Annotated in this window: 18 protein-coding genes and 1 other RNA gene; all 19 read right to left on the reverse strand. The window is 40.2% G+C overall.

Annotated features, from left to right (window positions below; translation table 11 throughout):
• Window positions 1-62: 62 nt before the first annotated feature.
• Window positions 63-1,364 carry a replication-associated recombination protein A gene (locus tag B1A77_RS09260; RefSeq protein ID WP_077708566.1) on the reverse strand — a complete coding sequence of 434 codons (1,302 nt, stop codon included), beginning with the start codon at window positions 1,362-1,364 and terminating at the stop codon, window positions 63-65.
• A gap of 244 nt (window positions 1,365-1,608) precedes the next feature.
• Window positions 1,609-1,780: non-coding RNA, 6S RNA (gene ssrS / locus B1A77_RS09265), on the reverse strand.
• Between the two features lie 80 nt (window positions 1,781-1,860).
• Window positions 1,861-3,666, reverse strand: a complete 1,806-nt coding sequence (gene aspS / locus B1A77_RS09270; RefSeq protein ID WP_077708567.1) for an aspartate--tRNA ligase — start codon at window positions 3,664-3,666, stop codon at window positions 1,861-1,863.
• A gap of 8 nt (window positions 3,667-3,674) precedes the next feature.
• The gene (gene hisS / locus B1A77_RS09275) at window positions 3,675-4,946 is read right to left on the reverse strand and encodes a histidine--tRNA ligase (RefSeq protein ID WP_004696417.1); all 1,272 of its coding nucleotides are present in this window, start codon (window positions 4,944-4,946) and stop codon (window positions 3,675-3,677) included.
• Window positions 4,946-6,373 (reverse strand): coproporphyrinogen dehydrogenase HemZ, encoded by a 1,428-nt coding sequence (hemZ, locus tag B1A77_RS09280; protein WP_077708568.1) that lies wholly within the window; start codon window positions 6,371-6,373, stop codon window positions 4,946-4,948. Before hemZ ends, hisS begins: the two co-directional genes overlap by 1 nt.
• Window positions 6,366-6,854 carry a Fur family transcriptional regulator gene (locus tag B1A77_RS09285; RefSeq protein WP_004696420.1) on the reverse strand — a complete coding sequence of 163 codons (489 nt, stop codon included), beginning with the start codon at window positions 6,852-6,854 and terminating at the stop codon, window positions 6,366-6,368. Before B1A77_RS09285 ends, hemZ begins: the two co-directional genes overlap by 8 nt.
• Before the next feature lie 41 nt (window positions 6,855-6,895).
• Complete coding sequence (locus B1A77_RS09290; protein WP_004696422.1) at window positions 6,896-7,531, reverse strand: MBL fold metallo-hydrolase; 636 nt, start codon at window positions 7,529-7,531, stop codon at window positions 6,896-6,898.
• A complete protein-coding gene (locus B1A77_RS09295) occupies window positions 7,531-9,771 on the reverse strand; it encodes a RelA/SpoT family protein (protein ID WP_004696424.1) in 2,241 nt (746 codons plus the stop codon). The genes B1A77_RS09290 and B1A77_RS09295 overlap by 1 nt, the downstream gene beginning before the upstream one ends.
• Window positions 9,772-9,782: 11 nt before the next feature.
• The gene (gene recJ / locus B1A77_RS09300) at window positions 9,783-11,765 is read right to left on the reverse strand and encodes a single-stranded-DNA-specific exonuclease RecJ (RefSeq protein WP_077708569.1); all 1,983 of its coding nucleotides are present in this window, start codon (window positions 11,763-11,765) and stop codon (window positions 9,783-9,785) included.
• Window positions 11,766-11,959: 194 nt separating this feature from the next.
• Window positions 11,960-13,378 carry a [FeFe] hydrogenase H-cluster radical SAM maturase HydG gene (gene hydG / locus B1A77_RS09305; protein ID WP_077708570.1) on the reverse strand — a complete coding sequence of 473 codons (1,419 nt, stop codon included), beginning with the start codon at window positions 13,376-13,378 and terminating at the stop codon, window positions 11,960-11,962.
• 325 nt (window positions 13,379-13,703) lie between these two features.
• Window positions 13,704-13,988 (reverse strand): 50S ribosomal protein L27, encoded by a 285-nt coding sequence (gene rpmA, locus B1A77_RS09310; RefSeq protein WP_004696430.1) that lies wholly within the window; start codon window positions 13,986-13,988, stop codon window positions 13,704-13,706.
• Between the two features lie 12 nt (window positions 13,989-14,000).
• A complete protein-coding gene (locus B1A77_RS09315) occupies window positions 14,001-14,315 on the reverse strand; it encodes a ribosomal-processing cysteine protease Prp (protein WP_008601403.1) in 315 nt (104 codons plus the stop codon).
• Window positions 14,316-14,317: 2 nt separating this feature from the next.
• Window positions 14,318-14,629, reverse strand: coding sequence for a 50S ribosomal protein L21 (gene rplU, locus B1A77_RS09320; RefSeq protein ID WP_004696434.1), 312 nt, complete (start codon window positions 14,627-14,629; stop codon window positions 14,318-14,320).
• A 202-nt stretch (window positions 14,630-14,831) separates the two neighbouring features.
• Window positions 14,832-15,407, reverse strand: coding sequence for a manganese efflux pump MntP (locus B1A77_RS09325; RefSeq protein ID WP_077708571.1), 576 nt, complete (start codon window positions 15,405-15,407; stop codon window positions 14,832-14,834).
• A gap of 27 nt (window positions 15,408-15,434) precedes the next feature.
• The gene (locus B1A77_RS09330) at window positions 15,435-16,862 is read right to left on the reverse strand and encodes an Rne/Rng family ribonuclease (protein WP_077708572.1); all 1,428 of its coding nucleotides are present in this window, start codon (window positions 16,860-16,862) and stop codon (window positions 15,435-15,437) included.
• A gap of 32 nt (window positions 16,863-16,894) precedes the next feature.
• On the reverse strand, window positions 16,895-17,590 hold the full coding sequence (locus tag B1A77_RS09335) for a TIGR03936 family radical SAM-associated protein (RefSeq protein ID WP_077708573.1): 696 nt from the start codon (window positions 17,588-17,590) through the stop codon (window positions 16,895-16,897).
• Window positions 17,562-19,445, reverse strand: a complete 1,884-nt coding sequence (locus tag B1A77_RS09340) for a TIGR03960 family B12-binding radical SAM protein (RefSeq protein WP_077708574.1) — start codon at window positions 19,443-19,445, stop codon at window positions 17,562-17,564. Before B1A77_RS09340 ends, B1A77_RS09335 begins: the two co-directional genes overlap by 29 nt.
• A gap of 55 nt (window positions 19,446-19,500) precedes the next feature.
• Window positions 19,501-20,604: a rod shape-determining protein RodA gene (rodA, locus tag B1A77_RS09345; RefSeq protein WP_077708575.1), complete on the reverse strand. Its 1,104-nt coding sequence runs from the start codon at window positions 20,602-20,604 to the stop codon at window positions 19,501-19,503.
• Between the two features lie 8 nt (window positions 20,605-20,612).
• Window positions 20,613-21,536, reverse strand: coding sequence for a P-loop NTPase (locus B1A77_RS09350; protein WP_077708576.1), 924 nt, complete (start codon window positions 21,534-21,536; stop codon window positions 20,613-20,615).
• Window position 21,537: the final 1 nt, after the last annotated feature.

Here is a 21,537-nt window from a genome sequence, read left to right on the forward strand (position 1 = left end):
CTTATATAACATTACAGTAAATTAACTTATCATTATATTATAGCATATATCATAATATTAAGTTAATTTTTACAACGTTTCTCCCAGTCGTGAAGTAACTGTTCCTCAGTCCCTCTCTTTATGCCCTTATAGTAGGTTGCATCAACTAGAGGCGTTGGTAAATACTGCTGTTTTACATATCCATTAGGATAGTTATGGGCATACTTATAAGCTTTGCCATGACCTAATTTACTAGCCCCGCTATAGTGACTATCTTTCAAATGATCAGGTACTTGTCCACAATCCTTATGTCGCACATCAGATATCGCGGCATCAATAGCTACATAAGCAGAATTACTTTTAGGTGCGAGAGCAACATAACACGCAGCCTCAGATAATATAATGCGCGCCTCCGGAAAACCTACCATATGAGCCGCTTGAGCCGCTGCATTGGCAAGTATAAGAGCTTGTGGGTCCGCAAGTCCTACATCCTCTGCTGCACAAATAACAATACGACGAGCAATGAAATTAGGATCCTCTCCAGCTTCAATCATGCGTGCTAAATAATGCACCGTTGCCTGCACGTCAGAACCACGCATACTTTTTATAAAGGCTGAGATTGTATCGTAATGACTGTCTCCTTTTTTATCATATGTATATATACGACGACCTACGACCTTTTCAAGAACCTCAATAGTAATCGTTCCCTCATCGGGAACCATAGCTGCGGCTTGTTCAAGAATATTAAGGGCCATGCGGCCATCACCATTGACGAAAATCCCCACATCTTCTAGAACTTCATCCGTTACCTGTAGATGGCGTTTGCCTAATCCCACTTCTTCATCGGTAATGGCGCGACGTAAAATTTGACCAATAGCCTTTGGTGTAAGTGCTTCTAATGTAATAAGACGCAAACGAGATAATAGCGGTCTATTAACCTCAAAGAATGGATTTTCTGTAGTAGCACCAATAAGGATAATAGTGCCATCCTCTACACAAGGTAACAACACATCTTGTTGGCTTTTATTAAAACGATGAATTTCATCAAGGAATAGAATTGTGCGTTGCTGTAAAGAACGAACTCGTTTGCGCGCGTCTTCAATGATGGTGCGCAACTCACCAATACCGGCGTTAGTAGCATTCAGGTTTACAAAATGGCTATTACTCACCTTAGCTATAATGCCAGCTAATGTAGTCTTACCCGTTCCACAAGGACCATAAAAAAGCATAGATGGTATTGTATCCTTCTCTACCATAGCTCTCAAGAAAGTTCCCTTACCTACGGCCTTCTCTTGACCATATAAATGATCTAGTTTAGTAGGACGCATTCGTACAGGAAGCGGCTCGTATGTATTTGTAGGTGTCATATCAAACAAACTATCCATTCTATCACCTCAATTCGCACTCAGTTTAACTGTCGTATTTTCATATCTATAACTCTTCAATCAAAAAACAATTACTTCTCCGTCATAAAAGCCTAATAACATCAGTAACTTGGTAACACTGATAATATTGGCAAGACATTTATAACGTTTATTACATTTAGGACTCTTAAGATTTTGAAAAGTTTAAATTCTTACCAAAGATATATCTATAGTATATGATATTTCAGTCTATTTTTACACGCAAAAAAGCCCCACCATGCCGTAATGTACCGCGTTTTGATCCTGCAAGGGCAGGTGGGTGTCCTCCTCATCCTGCAGTTGTCCCGTAAGGGCGTAACGTTCAGACGAGAGTTCAGACTCCCAAAGTAAATGTGTTGGCTCAAAACTGCGATATCACACGCACATGGCAGGGATATCTTATACTTAAATAGTATCAGAAAGATTAGCAATTAACAAGTCTTGACATTTCGATTTTAATCAATTCTTGCCTATGTTTTTACACTAAAGATTGCTCTTGTTCTTCTTCTACATCGGATTTAATATGCAACTCTTTTAATTGCTTTGGTTCTACTTCAGATGGAGCTTGACTCATGATATCAGAAGCAGATTGAGTTTTAGGGAATGCGATTACGTCGCGGATAGATTGACGTTTTGCCATCAACATAACAAGACGATCAAGACCAAATGCACAACCTGCATGAGGAGGTGCACCATATTGGAATGCATCAAGCATGAAGCCGAATTTAGATCTTGCTTCTTCAATGGACAAGCCAATTGCTTTGAATACTTTTTCTTGTACGTCAGCTTGATAGATACGCAAGGAACCGCCACCGATTTCTACGCCATTCAATACCATGTCGTAAGCAATCGCTTTTACATTACCAGGATCGGATTCTAATTTATCAAGATCCGCATGGCGTGGCATTGTGAATGGATGGTGCATTGCTACATAACGTTTTTCATCTTCGTTATATTCGAACATAGGGAAATCAGTTACCCATGTGAATGCCAATTTATCTTGGTCAATCATGTTCATACGACGTGCCATTTCAAGGCGTAATTCACCTAATGCACGTGCCACAGTTGCAGGTTTATCAGCAATCATCAATACAAGGTCGCCACCTTTAGCGCCCATTTTTTCACCGATATTGCGAATTGTATCTTCACCTAAGAACTTCATGATTTGAGACTTGATAGAACCATCTTCGTTGAAGCAAGCCCACGCAAGGCCTTTGGCGCCGTAACGATTTACATATTCAACAAGGTCGTCAAGTTCACGGCGAGGAATGCCAGCGTCACCAGGTACAACGATACCTTTAACTACACCACCATTATCGATAACAGAACGGAATACTTTGAATTCTGTATCTTTTACAAGATCAGTTACATCAGTAAAGGCCATATCAAAACGAAGGTCAGGCTTATCAGAACCGTATTTATCCATGGCTTCGTCCCATGTAATACGAGGCATAGGCAAAGAAATTTCTTTACCTAATGCAGTTTTAAATACATGAGCAATCATCTCTTCAAGCAATGCATAAATATCTTCTTCATCAACGAAGGACATTTCTAAGTCGAGCTGAGTGAACTCAGGTTGACGGTCTGCGCGCAAATCTTCATCGCGGAAGCAACGAACGATTTGGAAATATTTTTCGTAACCAGCAACCATCAGGATTTGTTTGAAAATTTGTGGAGATTGTGGCAACGCATAGAATGTACCAGCATTTACACGGGACGGCACTAGATAGTCACGAGCGCCTTCTGGTGTAGATTTAGTAAGCATTGGCGTTTCAATTTCCAAGAAATCGCGACTATCGAAGAAATCGCGCATTGCTTTCGTCACTTTGTGCCGCAAAATCAAGTTGCGTTGCATTTCTGGACGACGTAAGTCAAGGTAACGATATTTCAAGCGAATATTTTCATCTACATCGATATCATCTTGGATATAGAAAGGAGGAGTTTTAGCAGAGTTCAATACGCGCAACTCTTCACAGAACATTTCGTATGCACCTGTAGGAAGGTTTGGATTAATAGCAGCCTCATCACGTTTTGTAATCTTACCACGTACACAAAGCACATATTCATTACGAACATCCTCTGCTTTGTGGAACGATTCTACGTTATGATCTGGGGATGCCACTACTTGTACTACACCAGAACGATCGCGTAAATCCAAGAAAATCAAACCACCATGGTCACGACGGCGTTCAACCCATCCACATAATACGACCTCTTTACCTACCTCTTGTTCAGAGATGGTGCCACAACCGTGCGTACGGTGTAAGCCTTGCATTGTTTCCATTCTAATTGTCATCCTTTCACCAAAGAAGTTATACGTTCAGCCACTATATTGAGAGATACAGTCTCTTGTTCACTAGTATCCATGAATCGAATTATGGCTTCTTTACGAACCAATTCATCATCACCCAATATAATAACATATTTCGCATTAATTTTGTTAGCGTATTTTAATTGTGCCTTCATACTCTTGCCCTGCCCGTCCATTTCAACGGTAATATATTCATCATGTAAGGCTTGGCAAATTTTGAAAGCCTCTACCTTAGCCGCATCACCAAGAGCGACTACGAATACAGATGGTTCTACAGTTGGCTCAGGCAATAAGTTTTGTTTTTCAAGAGCTAATAGTAAACGCTCCATGCCCATAGCAAAACCGATAGCTGGAGTATGAGGTCCATCGAGTTCTTCTACGAGACCATCGTAACGGCCACCACCAGCTACAGCACTTTGAGCACCTAAAGGAGTATATTGTACCTCAAAGGCTGTCTTTGTATAGTAATCAAGGCCACGTACGAGACGAGGATTTAAAGTATATTGCACATTAGCTGCAGTTAAATAGGTTTTCAATTCTTCAAAATGATCATGACACTCTTCACATAAATGTTCGTGAATTTCAGGAGCACCTACGGACAAGGATTTGCATGTTTCATTTTTACAATCCAGTATACGCAAAGGATTTTTGTACAACCGTTCTTGGCAATCGCTACATAATTGTTCCTTTTTTGGTTCAAAGAAGGCGATTAATTTTTCGCGGTATACAGGGCGACATGTTGGACAACCTACGGAGTTCACCTCTACATTGAGATCTTTAAGACCAAAGTCTTTTAATAACTGTACAACCATGCAGATAACTTCACTATCTACCACTGGAGATTGCGAACCTAGTACCTCTGCACCAAATTGGTGGAATTGACGATAACGACCCGCTTGCGGTTTATCATGACGGAACATAGGGCCCATGTAATACCATTTTGTGAGACCTTCTTTACCATATACTTTATTTTCTAAGTATGCGCGCACAGCAGACGCCGTATTTTCAGGGCGTAAGGTAAAGCTAGAACCACCGTCATCACCAGTGGTAAAGGTGTACATCTCTTTTTGTACTACATCTGTAGTCTCACCGATACCGCGTAAGAATAATTTAGTTTCTTCAAAGGCAGGTGTGCGAATTTCATTGAACCCATATACTTTACAAATTTCGCGCATACGTTGTTCAATATAATGCCAATGTATCATCTGTTCTGGCAAAAAGTCTTGTGTACCTCTTGGTTTTCTTATAGCCATTACACAACCTCCCAAAATCTTTCACAAATTCTATGTCGTTTCTCTAAAAGTGCATCTATCGTTTCGTGATAAACATCTACGTCTTTTGGCATATGCTGTTTAAGTTGACGGTATTCAGGGGCTCGCATCCACTTGGATGAACTGCCAGGCCCCATAGATAGAATACTCTGCCGTTCTTCCATGATCTGAATATTATATTCACACGCTTTGCCAGGCAAGGTATAGCCAATATTCTCTAACTGCCCTCTCATATATTGTTGGCGATATAAATAATATGGCACATAACCAGCTGCTTCAAGACGCTCTTTACCATATTGTACCATTTCCGCCACAAGATGTTCTTCAGGAATATCATCTTCCATATGTAAATCGTACAACGGGCTACCACGTTTTAATGCTAACGTATGAATTGTAACATTTTCCGGCAGATTTTGACATACATAATCCATATTCTCTATCATGTTTAACATCGTTTGATTAGGCAAGCCTGCAATAAAATCCATATTTACGGCTAATGATGTATTGTTTTTTACATATTGTAAAAGTTCATCAATATCCCGTACACTATGGCCGCGTCCAATACGACGCAAAATATCATCTTGCATTGTTTGCGGGTTAATGCTAATACGATTCACACCTAGCGCAAGCATGGAACGTAGCTTTGTAGGATTAACAGAATCAGGTCGTCCTGCCTCTACAGTAAATTCATGACCTTCTGGTACGAGTAGAGACAACTGTTTTAGAACCTGGTGAAAGTCTTCATCCTTTAGCACTGTCGGAGTACCACCGCCCATATAGAGGGTATTTACGGTTAAATTATAAGATTGGACAATAGCTTTCATATCTTCTATATCACGGGTTAAAGCCTTTAGGAATTGACTTTTACCAGCATAATCCTGATAGAGACCATATGGAAACGAGCAATATACACAACGCGTGTCACAGAAAGGAATACCACAATAGAGACTCACCTTTTTATCATCTGTATCAGATAGAAATGGACGTTGATACTCGCCAATGTCCCCCAAAGTAGCAAGCTTTTCCATAGACACAGAAAACCCGTCCCGAATGTGACGAGTTGCTGCGTGGACAGAGCCATATGTATCTATATATTTATGTAGTAGCTTTGTAGGGCGCACACCTACCATAGTTCCCCACGGAGCCTCAGCAGGTAAGCCTTGATATTCACGCAAATAGCGCAACAAGGCTTGTCCAATTTGGCGACGCCCCATAGAGGAAACAGGGCCTTCAAAAATTTGAACCGAATCACCAATGGTAACAGTTAATGTGTAGAGCCCTTCCACTTCATGTGCTTCAAGGATAACCTCTGGATTTATCTTATCAGAAAAGAGTCCCGCCGCGCCACAGTTATGAGCTACTACGGAGCCAAGTGGTAATGGACCCGTATATAGATATCCATTAACCATGATGGGACATACGCTCAAGCTTTTCTAATTCTGCTTCAGTCATATGATTTTGGCAATCACTACAGTAACCATATACTTTCAATTGATGATCAATGGTACGGAAGTTTAATTTCTTAGCGATAATAGACTCCAATGTTTCAAGCATGTCGTCTTCAAACTCGGATACTTTACCACATTTTACGCAAATCAAATGATGATGGAAATGAGCGAACTCTTCGTCATTTAATTCATAGCGATTACGGCCATCACCAAAATCAAGACGTTTTAACAAATCAAGTTCTGTGAAGAGATCAAGAGTTCTGTAAATTGTTGCTAACCCGATATCAGGTGCTACTTCTTTTACAAGAACATATACATCTTCAGCACTCAAGTGATTTTCATCAGCATCAATGAATGCTTGTAAGATTGTTTGACGTTGAGTTGTCAATTTGTACTTTTTGTCTTTAATGCGTTCTTTTAATTTTTCTAATGTTGTGTTCATAATAAATTTCCCCTCGACTGTAAAAAATAATTCGTTTAAAACTACTGACCAACGAATGGGTTGTATTGTTTTTCATACCCTATATTTGTTTCCGGTCCATGACCAGGATAAACCATTGTATTATCAGGCAATCTATATAGCTGAGTCTTAATCGATGATATCAGGATCTCATAAGAACCATTTGGAAAATCTGTACGGCCTACGGAATCTCTGAATAGAGTATCCCCTACAAATACAAGACCTTCCATGTAATAACACACCCCTCCTGGCGTATGACCTGGTGTTTCAAGCACCTCAAGATCGATATCACCACATGTAATATGATCACCTTGTTTAACCTCGATTATTTCCGCTTTTACCTTAATTGGCGTTGGATTGCTATAAGCACTAAGATTAAGTTCAGGATCAGATAAATACGGTACATCGCCTTTATGAATATATACAGGCACATGATAGGTGTTTACAATTTCTTGAATGCCACCAATATGATCTCCATGTCCATGTGTCAGTACAACCGCCTTCGGCTTTAAGTCATGTTTTTTTAGCGCATCTAGTACTTCAGCTGTTGCAGGATCGATAATGAAAGCTTCACCTATCGCTTTATCACCGATAACATAGCAATTTGTTCCTAATGGACCTAAAGGCATGCGCATAAGCACTAATTGTTGTTCGCTCATTAAGCCCCTCCTTTACTACGTTGAACAGTATACACTTCACGAATACGACGCAATTTAGTCATTACGAAATCTAGTTGCGAAATATCCCGAATATCAACCACCAAATTGATGCTTACATTTTTTGTATCTTCTTGAACCTTAGCATTGATGTTAGTAATGGTGATTTTCAATTCTGAAAGCACCGCCATAACCTCCATGAGAATGCCAGCTCGATCATAAGCCTGAATATCAATGCCTACATGGAAAGATTCTCCAGAAGAACCGTCCCAAGAGACTTCTATCATCCGCTCTAAGTCTTCAGGAGAATGTCCCATGCTAGGGCAATCACAGCGGTGAATAGAAACACCACGACCACGGGTTATGTAACCTATAATATCATCACCAGGTACAGGATTACAGCATTTTGCCATACGCACCATCACACCAGCTTCACCTTTTACGAGAACACCAGTGCCATTTTTAGTTTTCTTTTGTCCTTGAGATTTTAATTTCTCAATAATTTGCTCTGTACTGCGCTTAGATTCCTCTACCTCTTTAGACTTTTTATAAAGTTCAATTAAACGCAAGAGAACAGTGCTTACAGGAATGCCGCCATAGCCACAGGCTGCAAACATTTCCTCTTCTGTACCGGCTTTAAGTTGTTTCGTTACATGTTGTAAACGGTTGTCTGCACATAATTCTTTCCAATTATGATTCAATCGTTTTGCTTCTTTTTCAAGAGCTTCTAAGCCTTTTTCAATATTTTCAGCTTTATTTTCACGCTTGAACCAATTGCGAATTTTGCTCTTACTTTCAGAAGAACCTACGATATTCAACCAATCAAGGCTAGGACGACCTGTTTTGGATGTGATGATATCAACAATATCACCATTTTGCAAGGTGTAATCCAGCGGTACAATTTTACCGTTTACCTTAGCACCTACACAATGATGACCTACATCGGTATGAACTCGATAGGCAAAATCAAGAGGTACAGAGCCTATTGGCAACTTAACAACGTCACCCTTTGGCGTAAATACAAATACCTCACCAGAGAAAACGTCTAATTTCAAAGCATTAACGAGTTCCGTTGGATTACTAGTATCTTGCCATTCAAGAACCTGGCGCAGCCATGCAACCTTTTGATCAAATTCTTTATCGCCGTTTTTATTTCCTTCTTTATATCGCCAGTGAGCGGCCACACCATATTCAGATACACGGTGCATTTCCCAAGTACGGATTTGAATCTCTACCGGTTGCCCCATCGTGCCGATAACGGTTGTATGCAAGGATTGATACATATTAGACTTCGGCATGGAAATATAATCTTTGAAGCGATAAGGCAATGGCTTCCACAAGCTATGTGCAATGCCAAGTACTGCATAACAATCAGGGATGCTATCAACGATCACACGAACGGCAAGCAAATCATAAATTTGGGATAAATCACGATTATCCTTTTTCATCTTCTTATAAATACTGTAGAAGTGTTTTGGACGACCTTTGATATCCGCCTTGATATGGGCTTCACTTAAGGCCTTTGTAAGTTGCCTCATCGTATCATTAACGATGTCTTCCCGGACTTGGCGTTTTTGTTTCATTTGATCGACTAGATCATAGTATTTTTCCGGCTCTAAATAACGGAAGGATAAATCTTCCAACTCCCATTTCACATTGAAGATACCAAGACGATGTGCCAAAGGTGCAAAGATTTCTAGGGTTTCCTTAGCAATACGCTTTTGTTTGTCACTACGCATATGCTTTAAGGTGCGCATATTATGTAAGCGATCACCCAATTTAATAACTACGACACGTACGTCCTTCGCCATAGCTAAAATCATCTTTCGATAGTTTTCCATTTGGCGATCTTCTTTGGTTTCATACTGGAATTGGTTTAATTTTGTTACCCCATCAACGAGGAATGCTACTTCAGAGCCAAACATCTCCTCTAGGTCTTCCTTCGAGTAAGATGTATCTTCAACCACATCATGCATTAGAGCTGCCATGAGTGTAATATGGTCGATTTGTAAATGTGCCAAAATATCAGCTACAGCTAGAGGATGCATGATATACGGTTCACCGGAAGCTCTAAACTGACCTTCATGAGCCTTATCAGCAAGCTCAAAAGCTTTCAATACTTGGTCACACTCATCATCTGTTAAATACGTATGGATATACTCCATAAACTCAGCTAAGGCTTTACTTTTATCAAATGTACTTTGTTCTACCAAAGCTTTGCCTTCTTCATTTACAGTTGTCATGATGTCACCTCCTATACACTATAAGTAAGGAATGTTACGGATGTGACAAGATCTAATTTTCCTTCAATGGCGTTCCATCTAAGCATTAATTGACCATCATCACTTGTATATTCTTCAACAATGCCCAATTCTTTAAATACATCAATAGATGTTAGAGCACTGCGATTATTCTGATCTGCCGGCTTACGGCGCAATATATCTTGTTCTACATTATAAACCGATTGACTACGACCTCGCATGGACTGTTTTATTATGACATACATTTGTCTAAGCCCTTCTGTAGAAAGCTTAATCGGCTCTTCAGTCAATGGTTCAATAGCTTGAATCATGAGTTGCGGAGAAACCATGCCTTGCCATTCATTCTTTTGCAAAGAAAATGCCACTTTTACCACAGTTCCCACAAAGATAAATTTAAATAAGTCTGGACGATTCCAAGCTATAGCATCTAATGTACCATTCGAAGTTTCAAATATTATCTTACAATGATTTTTTAATTGGCCCATGAGCATAATATCTTGCACGGTAGCTTCCATAATAGCAAAGACTGGCGTGCTATTGGCCATTCCATAAGGTTCAAGGTCTGATACGCGGTCAATGATATCGACATCGATATCATCAACAGGTAGTTCCGCATCAATAGCAACCACAGGAATATATTCCTCATCTGTAATAACTGCTTTGCAATACTTGGTTAACCGTTCTCGTAACTCATCAATACGATTTGCATCGATGCTAAAGCCTGCTGCCGCAGCATGCCCGCCAAACTGTAGCAAGATATCCTCACAAGATTTTAATGCATCATATATGTTAAAGCCATCTATACTACGGCACGAGCCTTTACCAACGCCATCATGAATACTGATGACTAAGGTTGGCTTGTAAAACTCCTCTACTAGACGAGAAGCAACAATACCAATGACTCCTGGATGCCACTCTTCGCCGGCCACAATAGTTACATAATCAGCTTTATGTCCTTGATTAGCTACATCAACACGAGCCAACTCATGAATATTTCGTTCTAACTCTTGTCGTTCACGGTTCGTTTCATTTAGTTCCTCCGCAATTGCCTCTACTATATCCTCGTCATCGGTCACAAGTAATTCAACTGCACGCGTTGCATGCGTTACGCGACCCGCTGCATTAAGACGAGGTGCTAAGGTAAAACCAATATGTCCAGATGTAATAGTTCGTTCATGAAGCCCAGCTACATCAATAAGCTTTTTAATCCCCAAGTTAGGTTCCCTATTCATCTTCTCAAGGCCTGATTTTACAATGATACGGTTCTCACCGACCAAAGGCACTACATCTGCCACAGTGCCAAGTGCAACGATATCTAAATCATCTAAGTACCATTCTCCGTGCTTTGTAAGCCACAAGGCTTGGCATAACTTAAAAGCAACACCTACTCCAGATAAGTTTTTATCCTTATATGGACAGTCCTTTTGCTTATGATTTATAACGGCCTTGGCTCGTGGAATCATATCAGGAGCCGTATGGTGATCCGTAATAATCATATCGATGCGGTCTCGTACAGCCTCTACAATATCGTAAGAACTAATGCCGCAGTCTACAGTAATGACTAAAGCCGTTCCCCGTTCAATAAGGTGCTCTAAAGCCTCTAAATTGAGGCCATACCCTTCACTTTGACGTTCTGGTATGTAATAGGTAACATCGGCACCTAATTTCTTTAAAAATCGATAAAGTACTGATGTTGCAGTAATACCATCTACATCATAATCACCATAAATGACGATTGGTTTGTGACTTTCAATTGTTTCCAGAACTAGTGAAACAGCCACATCCATATCTTTTAATGTAAATGGATCTAACAAATCTGACAAAGTACCTTGTAAAAACTGACGACCTTCGTCTACATCAATGTGACGATTCACCATTAATTTAGCCACAATAGGGTTTACACCAAGTTCACGGATTAAGATATTCTCTTTCTCTTGATCACCTTTACAAAGGCGCCAACGTTTTTTCTTAATCATCATATCCCTCAGTAGTTTATAATCAATATTATTCTTGAATTCAACGTATTATCATTATCATTTTTATTTATTATACCTTAAAATGCAAATAAAATAAACTATTTTATATATTTTATTCTCATTTAAAGCTTGCTATTTTCTCAACAAGAAAGAGCCTCCTATTATCAATAGGAGGCTCCATATCAGTGAATTCCTTAGAACCGGAAGTCCCGTTCGCCGTCTTTCATCTGTGCAATATAAGCTTTAGCTTTATCTTTAACTAAATCATTTTTGATATTTTCTAACTGTTGTTCAATAACCTTAGAACCATGAGCCTTAGTTTCATCATTGCCGTAATCCATGATATATTCGTTCAATGTCATCAACGCATTTGGTTGACAACAGTTGTGAATTTGACCGGATTTTGCAAGAGCCATAAATCGATCCCCAGTTCTACCTGCACGATAACAAGCAGTACAGAAGCTTGGAACATACCCAAGGTCTAGCAACCAGTTAACGATTTCATCTAATGTACGCGTATCACTACGATCGAATTGTGCCGTATTATCTTCTGGCTTTTCTTCTTCTTTGTAACCACCTACACTAGTACGAGATCCACCACTAATTTGGGAGATACCTAATGCCAAGCCACGTTCACGCATGGATTGACTTTCACGAGTGGACATAATCATACCTGTATACGGTGTGGAGACGCGGATAAGAGCAACAATTTTTTCAAATACATCATCAGGTACAGCATTACTGAAATCATCTACATCGATATCATCCGCTGGACAAATACGAGGTACAGAAATAGTATGTGGACCTACCCCATACACAGCCTCTAAATGTTCTGCGTGCATCAACAAACCAACGAAATCGTATTTATAATGTTCCAAACCATAAAGAACTCCGATGCCTACATCATCAATACCACCTTGCATAGCGCGGTCCATCGCCTCTGTATGGTAGGCGTAGTCGCTCTTAGGGCCTGTAGGATGTAAGGCTTCATAGTTTTCTTTATTATATGTTTCTTGGAATAATGTATACGTGCCAATACCAGCTTCATGTAATTTTTTGTAGTCCTCAACGGAACAAGCTGCAATATTTACGTTTACACGGCGGATTTCACCATTTTTATTTTTGATACTGTAAATCGTCTTGATGGATTCCAAAATATATTCCAGTGGATTATTAAGAGGATCTTCACCAGACTCAATTACAATACGCTTATGGCCCATCGCTTCTAACGCAATAACCTCTTCTCTGATTTGGTCTTGCGTTAATTTTTTACGTTTAATATCGCGGTTTTTGGAGTGGTACGGACAATACACACATCCATTGATACAATAGTTAGACAAGTATAACGGTGCAAATAGAACAATACGATCGCCGTAGATAGCCTTCTTGATTTCCTTTGCTAAAGCAAAAAGCTTTTCCTTATATTCAGGTAACGGACATTCTAAGAGAACTGCTGCTTCTCGGTGGTTTAATCCCTTAAAAGTAGCAGCTTTCGCTAAAATAGCATCTAACAACTCCCGATTTTCCTTGTTTTCCTCTGCATAGGCAAGTGTGTCAAGGATTTCCTGATGGGAAATAAATTCCTCCGCCTTTGGAGATTTTACATCATACATAGTACTTACCTCAAATCTTTCTAGTGGCAATGCCACCCCTCTTTAGGTTTATGAAAGTATATGACAACCAGTCTTCTGGTATTTCACTGATACTGTACATAGTATACCACTATTCCTACTAAAAAGCACAGGAATTTGATACATGCAAAAAGGTTGCCACCTCATAAGAGGAAGCAACCTTTATATCATGGGAGTTTCTAATCTATATCGATTATCTATATCGAATATGACTAAAATGTATATGGTTTATTCATTCAATTACGATCACCTGTAAACAATAAAAAATCCCTAGTGGAAACCACTAGGGATTAATAGTCTTGTAAAATTAAGCTTCTACAGGGTATACGCTAACTTTACGGTTATAACGACCAGCACGTTCAAATGCTACTTTACCAGGCACAAGTGCGAATAAAGTGTCATCTTTACCGATACCTACGTTAGTACCAGGGTGGAAGTGAGTACCACGTTGACGAACGATGATGTTACCGCTCTTTACGATGGAACCATCATGGCATTTAACACCAAGACGTTTAGATTCACTGTCACGACCGTTACGAGTACTGGACACACCTTTTTTATGTGCGAACAATTGCAAATCAAAAGTAAACATTAAGTTCACCTCCTATATTTCGTGAATTTGGACAAACTCTGGATATTGACGGCTAATTTCCTCCAAACCAAGAAGCATAGTCCCCAGAATATCCTGTCCACTCTGATTAATCGTACCAGAGAGAACTATATCACATTGACCTTCGCTATTCGTATACTCCCCTTCTTGTCGAGCAATTTGGGTGAGTCCTAACATTGCCGTTGCCGATAAGGCAGACACTGCGGCACATACGATATCGAAGCCATGTTCATCATATCCTGCATGACCGGACATATGACAACCAACTACTTGACCATCACTATTCCGCTGGATTCCAATGGAAACCATAATTAAGCTTGGATAGATTCAATACGAACTTTTGTGAACGGTTGACGATGGCCTTGACGACGACGGTAGTTGGATTTAGCTTTGTATTTGAATACTAAGATTTTTTTACCTTTACCATGCTCAAGAACTGTACCTGTAACTTTTGCACCGTTTACAAGAGGAGCGCCAACTTTAACGTCGCCGTCATTCACTACAGTCAAAACTTCTTCGAATGTAACGGACTCGTCAGCAGCTGCTTCCAATTTTTCGATAGTAATTACATCGCCTTCAGCAACGCGATATTGTTTACCACCAGTTTTAATAATTGCGTACATGAGAACACCTCCTTGTTATCGAACTCGCTGAATTCGGTATCCCGACCCGAACTTCGGTCGGGCGTTTAAACCTGCTTCACGCGGATTGCAAAGTTCAGAAAACCGAACTAATACTGATATAGTATATACTATTTACATTATCATGTCAAACAAAAAACGACAGAACTCGCCTAGTTTTTAACACTTATATATACACAGAACTTTAAAATTCTCCAATAATCCCAAGATGTTGTAAAAGTATCTTTGTACCAATGAGGATCAATACACCTCCACCTACTATATCTGCATATTTTCCAACAAATCGGCCCATAAATTTACCTAAGTAAACACCCACTAAAGATATACCAAAGGTAATAACACCAATCATCGTAGATGCTTCCCATACATTGATAGGTAAGAATGCAAAGGTCAACCCTACAGCCATCGCATCAAGGCTAGTCGCTACGGAGAGCATCATCATTTCCCAAACACCCAAGAATTGCTTATCATCGTCCTCTTCATCATCATCACTAAGTCCCTCTCTGATCATAGCGATACCTAAATAGCCAAGAAGTCCAAAGATAATCCAGTGGTCCCAATCAGCAATCACATCGATAAATTGACGACCGATGAGCCAACCAATAAGAGGCATAAGAAACTGGAACAAACCAAAAAGAAATGCCAAGGTTACCTTACGACCATTCTCACCTACAGGCATTGTCAGCCCCTTACCGATAGATACACCAAAGGCATCCCTCGCTAGGCCTATACTAATTAATATAATTTCAAATACAGACACGGTACTCCTCTATAAACAAACTACATATTATTCAGTGACAGCCATCAGGGAATACCCTTCACGGCTAATTTGTGGATTTACCACAATAGAAATCTTGCGCCCTATAGACTCACCCAAATCCACGAGAACAGCCTTTGTTAAATATTGAGCTACCTCTGGATGAACTTCGATTTCTAGATTCGTTTTAATACGTCCCGACTTAAATAACTCGCGGATACGACGCACAATCTGCATATACACGGTGCGGCCTGACAACATATAGCCCGTACCACCGCATTGAGGGCATGTATCAAACATCAAGGTTTGCAAGCCTTGGCGAGCTCGCTTTCTGGTCATCTCTACGAGGCCAAGCGAACTAATGCCGCATACAACAGTTTTCATTTTATCTAACTTAGCTTGTACCCCCAACAATTTTAACAATTCTTGTTGATGCTCTTTATCTTTCATATCGATGAAATCGACCACAATGATACCGCCAATATCGCGCAAACGCAATTGACGACAGATTTCTTTTGCCGCCTCTTTATTGACTGTGAAAGCTAAATCTTCCAGCTTATTAGACTTACCAGTATAGTGAGCAGAGTTTACATCAAACACGGTAAGAGCTTCAGTATGATCGATACGGATTGAACCACCAGAAGGAAGATTAATATCGCGAGAGATAAGATCTTCTAATTGCGGTTCAATGTGGTTTGCCTTAAAGATAGGTGTACTATCGCGATGACGTGTTACTTTAATTTGTTGCGACGTAGGTCCATGACCTAAAAGATCCATCAATCGACCTTCACCCATATCGGAATCAACGATGATTTCCTCTACATTGCGATGCGCATAGTCCCGAACAAGGCGGAACCAAAAATCCGCATCACTATAAAGGTCAGTACCACTCTTAGCAACCTTAAAACGCTTCAACACATGTTGCCAGGTCCGCCACAGATACTCCATATCGCGACCGATTTCATCGGCACTGGCCTTAGCTGCTGCAGTGCGAATGATAAAACCGCAACCTTCTTGTACATAAGGGGTTGCCAATTCTTGTAGTTTACTGCGCATGGTTTCGTCTGTAATTTTCTTGGAAATATGCATGCCTTCAGAATATGGTAATAGTACCATAAAACGACCAGCCAAACTGACGTCTGCAGTCACGCGGGCACCTTTACCGAGCATTTCTTCTTTCACTACTTGAACGAGAATTTGTTGCCCCACAGATAGGCGTGGCAAAATTTTCTGTTCCTTCCCTTGTTGTAGGTTCAAGTACGCATTTTGAGAGCCCCCAATATCAACAAAGGCCGCTTGCATACCATTTAATACGTTCTTTACTGTGCCTTTGTACATATGATTTGCCATATGAGACTCATCAGTACGCTCCAAGACAAAGTCCACTAGCTGGCCTTCTTCGTCGATAACAGCCATACGAATTTCTTCACGCATAACATTGACCAAAATTTTATGCATCCTATCCCTCCCTTCTTTGTCATCTAAATTAATTAGTAATTAATCTCTAAAGGCGTATAGAGGCCTTTTTCGTTTTCTACCATAATTGCTTTACGATGAATTTCGTAGCCAGAAGTAATAGGCCAATTATATTGATCCTTGCCTAAATTCCACACTTCGCTAGGTTTAATAGTACCTTGCGGATAAATGCCGATGCCCATTGTAAGGGTCACCATACCCTCTTTAACAGAGGCTACGATCGGTTCTTTTACAAACTCTTTTACATCAATGGTACGAGTTTTCTTAGGTGTTACCTTTTCATAAGAAATTTCCATTGCTTCATTAAAAGGTTTGAGTAACGCAGCCCAATCAGCATTTTCATCTGTCACAGGGCCTGTTACCTCATAGATAGCAAAGTTACAGATGGCCATCATCTTTTTCACCTTTTCAGGCATTTCTTTACCATCTAGAACCTCAAGACCAGAAGGCGCTACACGGTTTAAACGGTCCATAATGGACTCTAAACTGTCCTCTTCAAGCACATCCATATCGATATATTCAGCCGCTGCGGTTACGCCTAAGGCGAGTGCAGAGGAGAAGCTAATTTTCATGTGAGGGTTAAACCCTTCAGAATACGCCATTTTAATTTCTGCTCGACGTATCATCCGCTCTACAGCTTGAGCATAATCAAGGTGTGACAGGAATCGTAATTCTTCGCCCTTATTTAAGGCCAAACGTAACTTTTTCAACTCTGCCACCCTCCTTATAGTCAATAATAGCTGTATTGAGCTCTGGACATACATTACAGCCCTTACATGGAGCTCGACGACAATCGCCTGTAAGATTAGCTGCTACCGCTTGCTCCCACTCGCGTTTTAAGAAAGCTTTACTTACAGTGCAATCTAAATGATCCCAAGGCAAAGGCTCATCAAAATCACGGGTGCGACGTGCATAGTATGCAGGATCCAATCCGCAGTCAGCAAATGCTTTCAACCAAGTTTCATAGTTAAAGAACTCGGTCCAACCATCGAATTTACAACCTGCCTTCCAAGCCTCTACGAGAACTTTAGACAATCTGCGGTCCCCACGAGCAAAAGCGGCTTCCATGTAACCAGTATAACCATCATGGTAGTGGTAGGAAATGTTACGATTATTGATAAGAGACTTCAAGTAACGTTGTTTGCGATGAATTTCCTCCACATCTTGTTGACCATACCATTGATATGGAGAATGTGTTTTTGGTACGAAAAAGGATACGCTCACCGTTACAGAACCATTTCGTTTCCCTGTAATTTCACGGTGTAAATCGAGCACCTTGTAAGCAAGATCCGCAATACCAGCCAAATCTTCGTCTGTTTCTGTAGGAAGGCCCATCATAAAGTATAATTTAACTGTATTCCAGCCAGATTTGAAAGCATTAGTACAGGCCGCCAATAAGTCTTCTTCACTAACGCCTTTATTGATAACGTCACGCATTCGTTGCGTACCTGCTTCAGGAGCAAAGGTAAGCCCGCTCTTGCGCACTTGCTGTACCTTTTTCGCAATATCAATAGAGAAGCTGTCGATACGCAAGGACGGTAAGCTAACACTAACTTGTTTATCTTTAAACTCTTCCATGAGCATATCTACAAGCTCAGGTAATTTGGAGTAGTCTGCAGAGCTTAAACTCATCAAGGATATTTCATTGTACCCAGTATTGGCAATCGTATCTTTAGCAATTTGCAACAAACGTTCTGGTGTCTTTTCACGGACAGGACGATATAACATACCAGCCTGACAGAAACGACAACCACGAGTACAACCACGGAATAGCTCCAATACAGCACGATCATGCACTATATCAAGGAATGGTACAACAGGCTTTGTTGGATAGAATACATTCTCTACATCCTCTATAATACGTTTCTCAACGGCTGCTGGTACGTCTTCAAAACGCGGCATAATCGATTTAAAATCGCCTTGTTCTGTATATTCAACATCGTATAAAGCTGGACAATAGGTACCAGGAATTTGAGCTACTTTGCGCAAGAAGCCTTCTTTACCACCTGGGAAGCCTTTCGCTTTTTCTGCTTTGAATAGGTCGATAAACTCATCACCCCACTCTTCAGATTCCCCGAGGGATACGATATCAAAGAAATCTGCAATAGGCTCTACGTTATACGCACAAGGGCCGCCGCATACGAGCAATGGGAAGTCCATATCGCGGTCCTTAGCATACATTGGAATACCTGCTAAGTCGAGCATATTCAAGATATTTGTAAAGCTCATTTCATATTGAAGCGTAAATGCTAACACATCAAAGTCTTTAATAGGCGTACGTGTTTCTAAGGAAAATAATGGAATATTACGCTTCCGCATCTCCTCTTCCATATCATGCCACGGTGCAAATACACGCTCTGCTACCGCATCTTCACGACGGTTTACGAGACCATACAAAATCTTGATGCCCAAATGACTCATGGCCACTTCGTACACATCGGGAAAACCTAAAGCCATAGTTACATCAACAGTACTGTGATCTTTCACGATACTATTGTATTCGCCGCCCGTATAACGAGCTGGCTTTTGGACATGTTGTAACCATGACGTATCTAATTGAATCATACATCCTCCGTCTTTAATGAAAGACTTCTTTCACAATCAATCCTATGAAAGGATATTAAAATATATATTTTGTCCGCTGTCTAGCGATATTTAATAAAATACCAATGCTCAGCATATTAGTTGTTAGCGCACTAACGCCATAGCTAAGGAATGGCAATGGTATCCCCGTTACAGGCATGATACCAATCGTCATGCCTACGTTTACGAGCACCTCGAAGGCAAACATCGTACCGATACCCGTTGCTAATAACATACCAAAATTATCATTGCAGGTATATGCTATTTGAATACTGCGATAAATAAGCATAAACAATAATAGCAATACTACAATGCATCCCACAAAACCAAATTCTTCGCCAATTACAGAGAAGATAAAGTCCGTATGATTTTCTGGTAAAAAGTTCAACTGACTTTGAGTGCCATTAAAGATACCTTTACCAAAAATCATACCCGACCCGATAGCAATCTTAGACTGAATGATATGATAGCCAGAACCGAAAGGATCAATATCTGGATTTAAAAATACTAGAATACGTTGTTTTTGATATTCTTTTAGCACAAACCAACCCAAAGGCATCAAGAATAAAGCCACACTCGCAATGATTTTTATAAGCTTTGTTTTGATACCAGATATAAAGAGCATCCCTACAAATATAGCAATATATACCAGGGATGTCCCCAAGTCAGGTTGTAAAAATACGAGTAGGATAGGAATCCCTACATATAACACTGGCATTAATAGAGATTTAAAGGTATCTAACTTGCCAATGTGCGGTTCTAGCATTTTAGCCATACAGATAATCATCAATAGTTTAGAAAACTCTGAAGGCTGAATAGTAATTGGCCCCAATTGAATCCAACGCTGTGCACCTAGTGCGGAGGTACCAACTACCATGACTGCGATTAACATAAGCATGGTAATCACATAAATCATATTCCCCCACCCTTTAAGGCGATGATAATCTAGAAATTGCATACCTATAACGACAGCTATATTTGCTAAAAAGAATACGAGTTGTTTTATCACTAGACTACCAAAACCAATAGCCTCGTGATTCACATGGGTAGCACTACCAATAGCTGTAAGACCAATTCCGACAAGTAATATAGTACATATGATGATAGTCCAATCGCTATCTGTCCATATTTTACGCCACATCATATCACCTATTTCAACTTGCTACGGCGCCACAAGCTTTGTTTCCCTTGCACCAATAAGCGTTGCGTGGTCCAACCGCCACGATTAATGTAATGAACATTGTTAGAATCCTCAAAAATAGACTCACCTACTGTTGCAAGACTTGGTGTACTATCTTGCTCCTTCGATGTTTTTTTCTTAGTTACATAAGCATCGAAGTGCTTTTGTACATCGTAGTCTTCCCAACACTCACCGGTAGTTACATAATCAACAAGAGGTGCTAACATAGCTTTTAGTTCGCTAGAAACAAATTCTAACAAACGACCATCTTGTGTATAGGTCAAAATATCCTCATCATAAGGGATTATAGCCCCTACATATTCAGCGCGAAGGACTTCTAACATATCATATAAATTGATATTCTCTCCATTGATAGGTACTGCATTAAAAGCAATAGCATAATCACGAATATTATGTTCTTGACATACTTGAATCATGCGCGCCCCATTACGTAAGGACACCCATAAAGGATGCGTCACCACGATGCAGCGATTTACTAATTCTAAAATAGACTCTATGCCCTTACCGATACCAGCAGGAGCATCAATTAAAATATAGTCATATGTCTCAGAGAGGCGACGAACTAATTTTTTATATTTTTTACGACCTATATCTTCCCAACGAGCACTTTGGCTAGCTGGTAGAAAATCTAAGTTTTCAGCAATTGATACGATGGCATCATCCATATAGTCTTTATCTTCGCTCGCATCTAATGCGTCGTAAATAATTTCATTTGCCACTCCTAACACAAGGTCTAAATCGCGCAATCCAAAATCTCCATCACAGAGCAATACGTGATGCCCTGCATTGCTTAAGGCTGAACCCAAGCAAGCGGTAATCGTAGTCTTACCTACGCCCCCCTTACCGGATACAACGCCGATTATCTCGCCCATA

Origin of the sequence: Veillonella parvula, assembly GCF_002005185.1 — a bacterium.
In the GTDB taxonomy this organism is placed as follows: Bacteria; Bacillota; Negativicutes; order Veillonellales; family Veillonellaceae; genus Veillonella; species Veillonella parvula_M.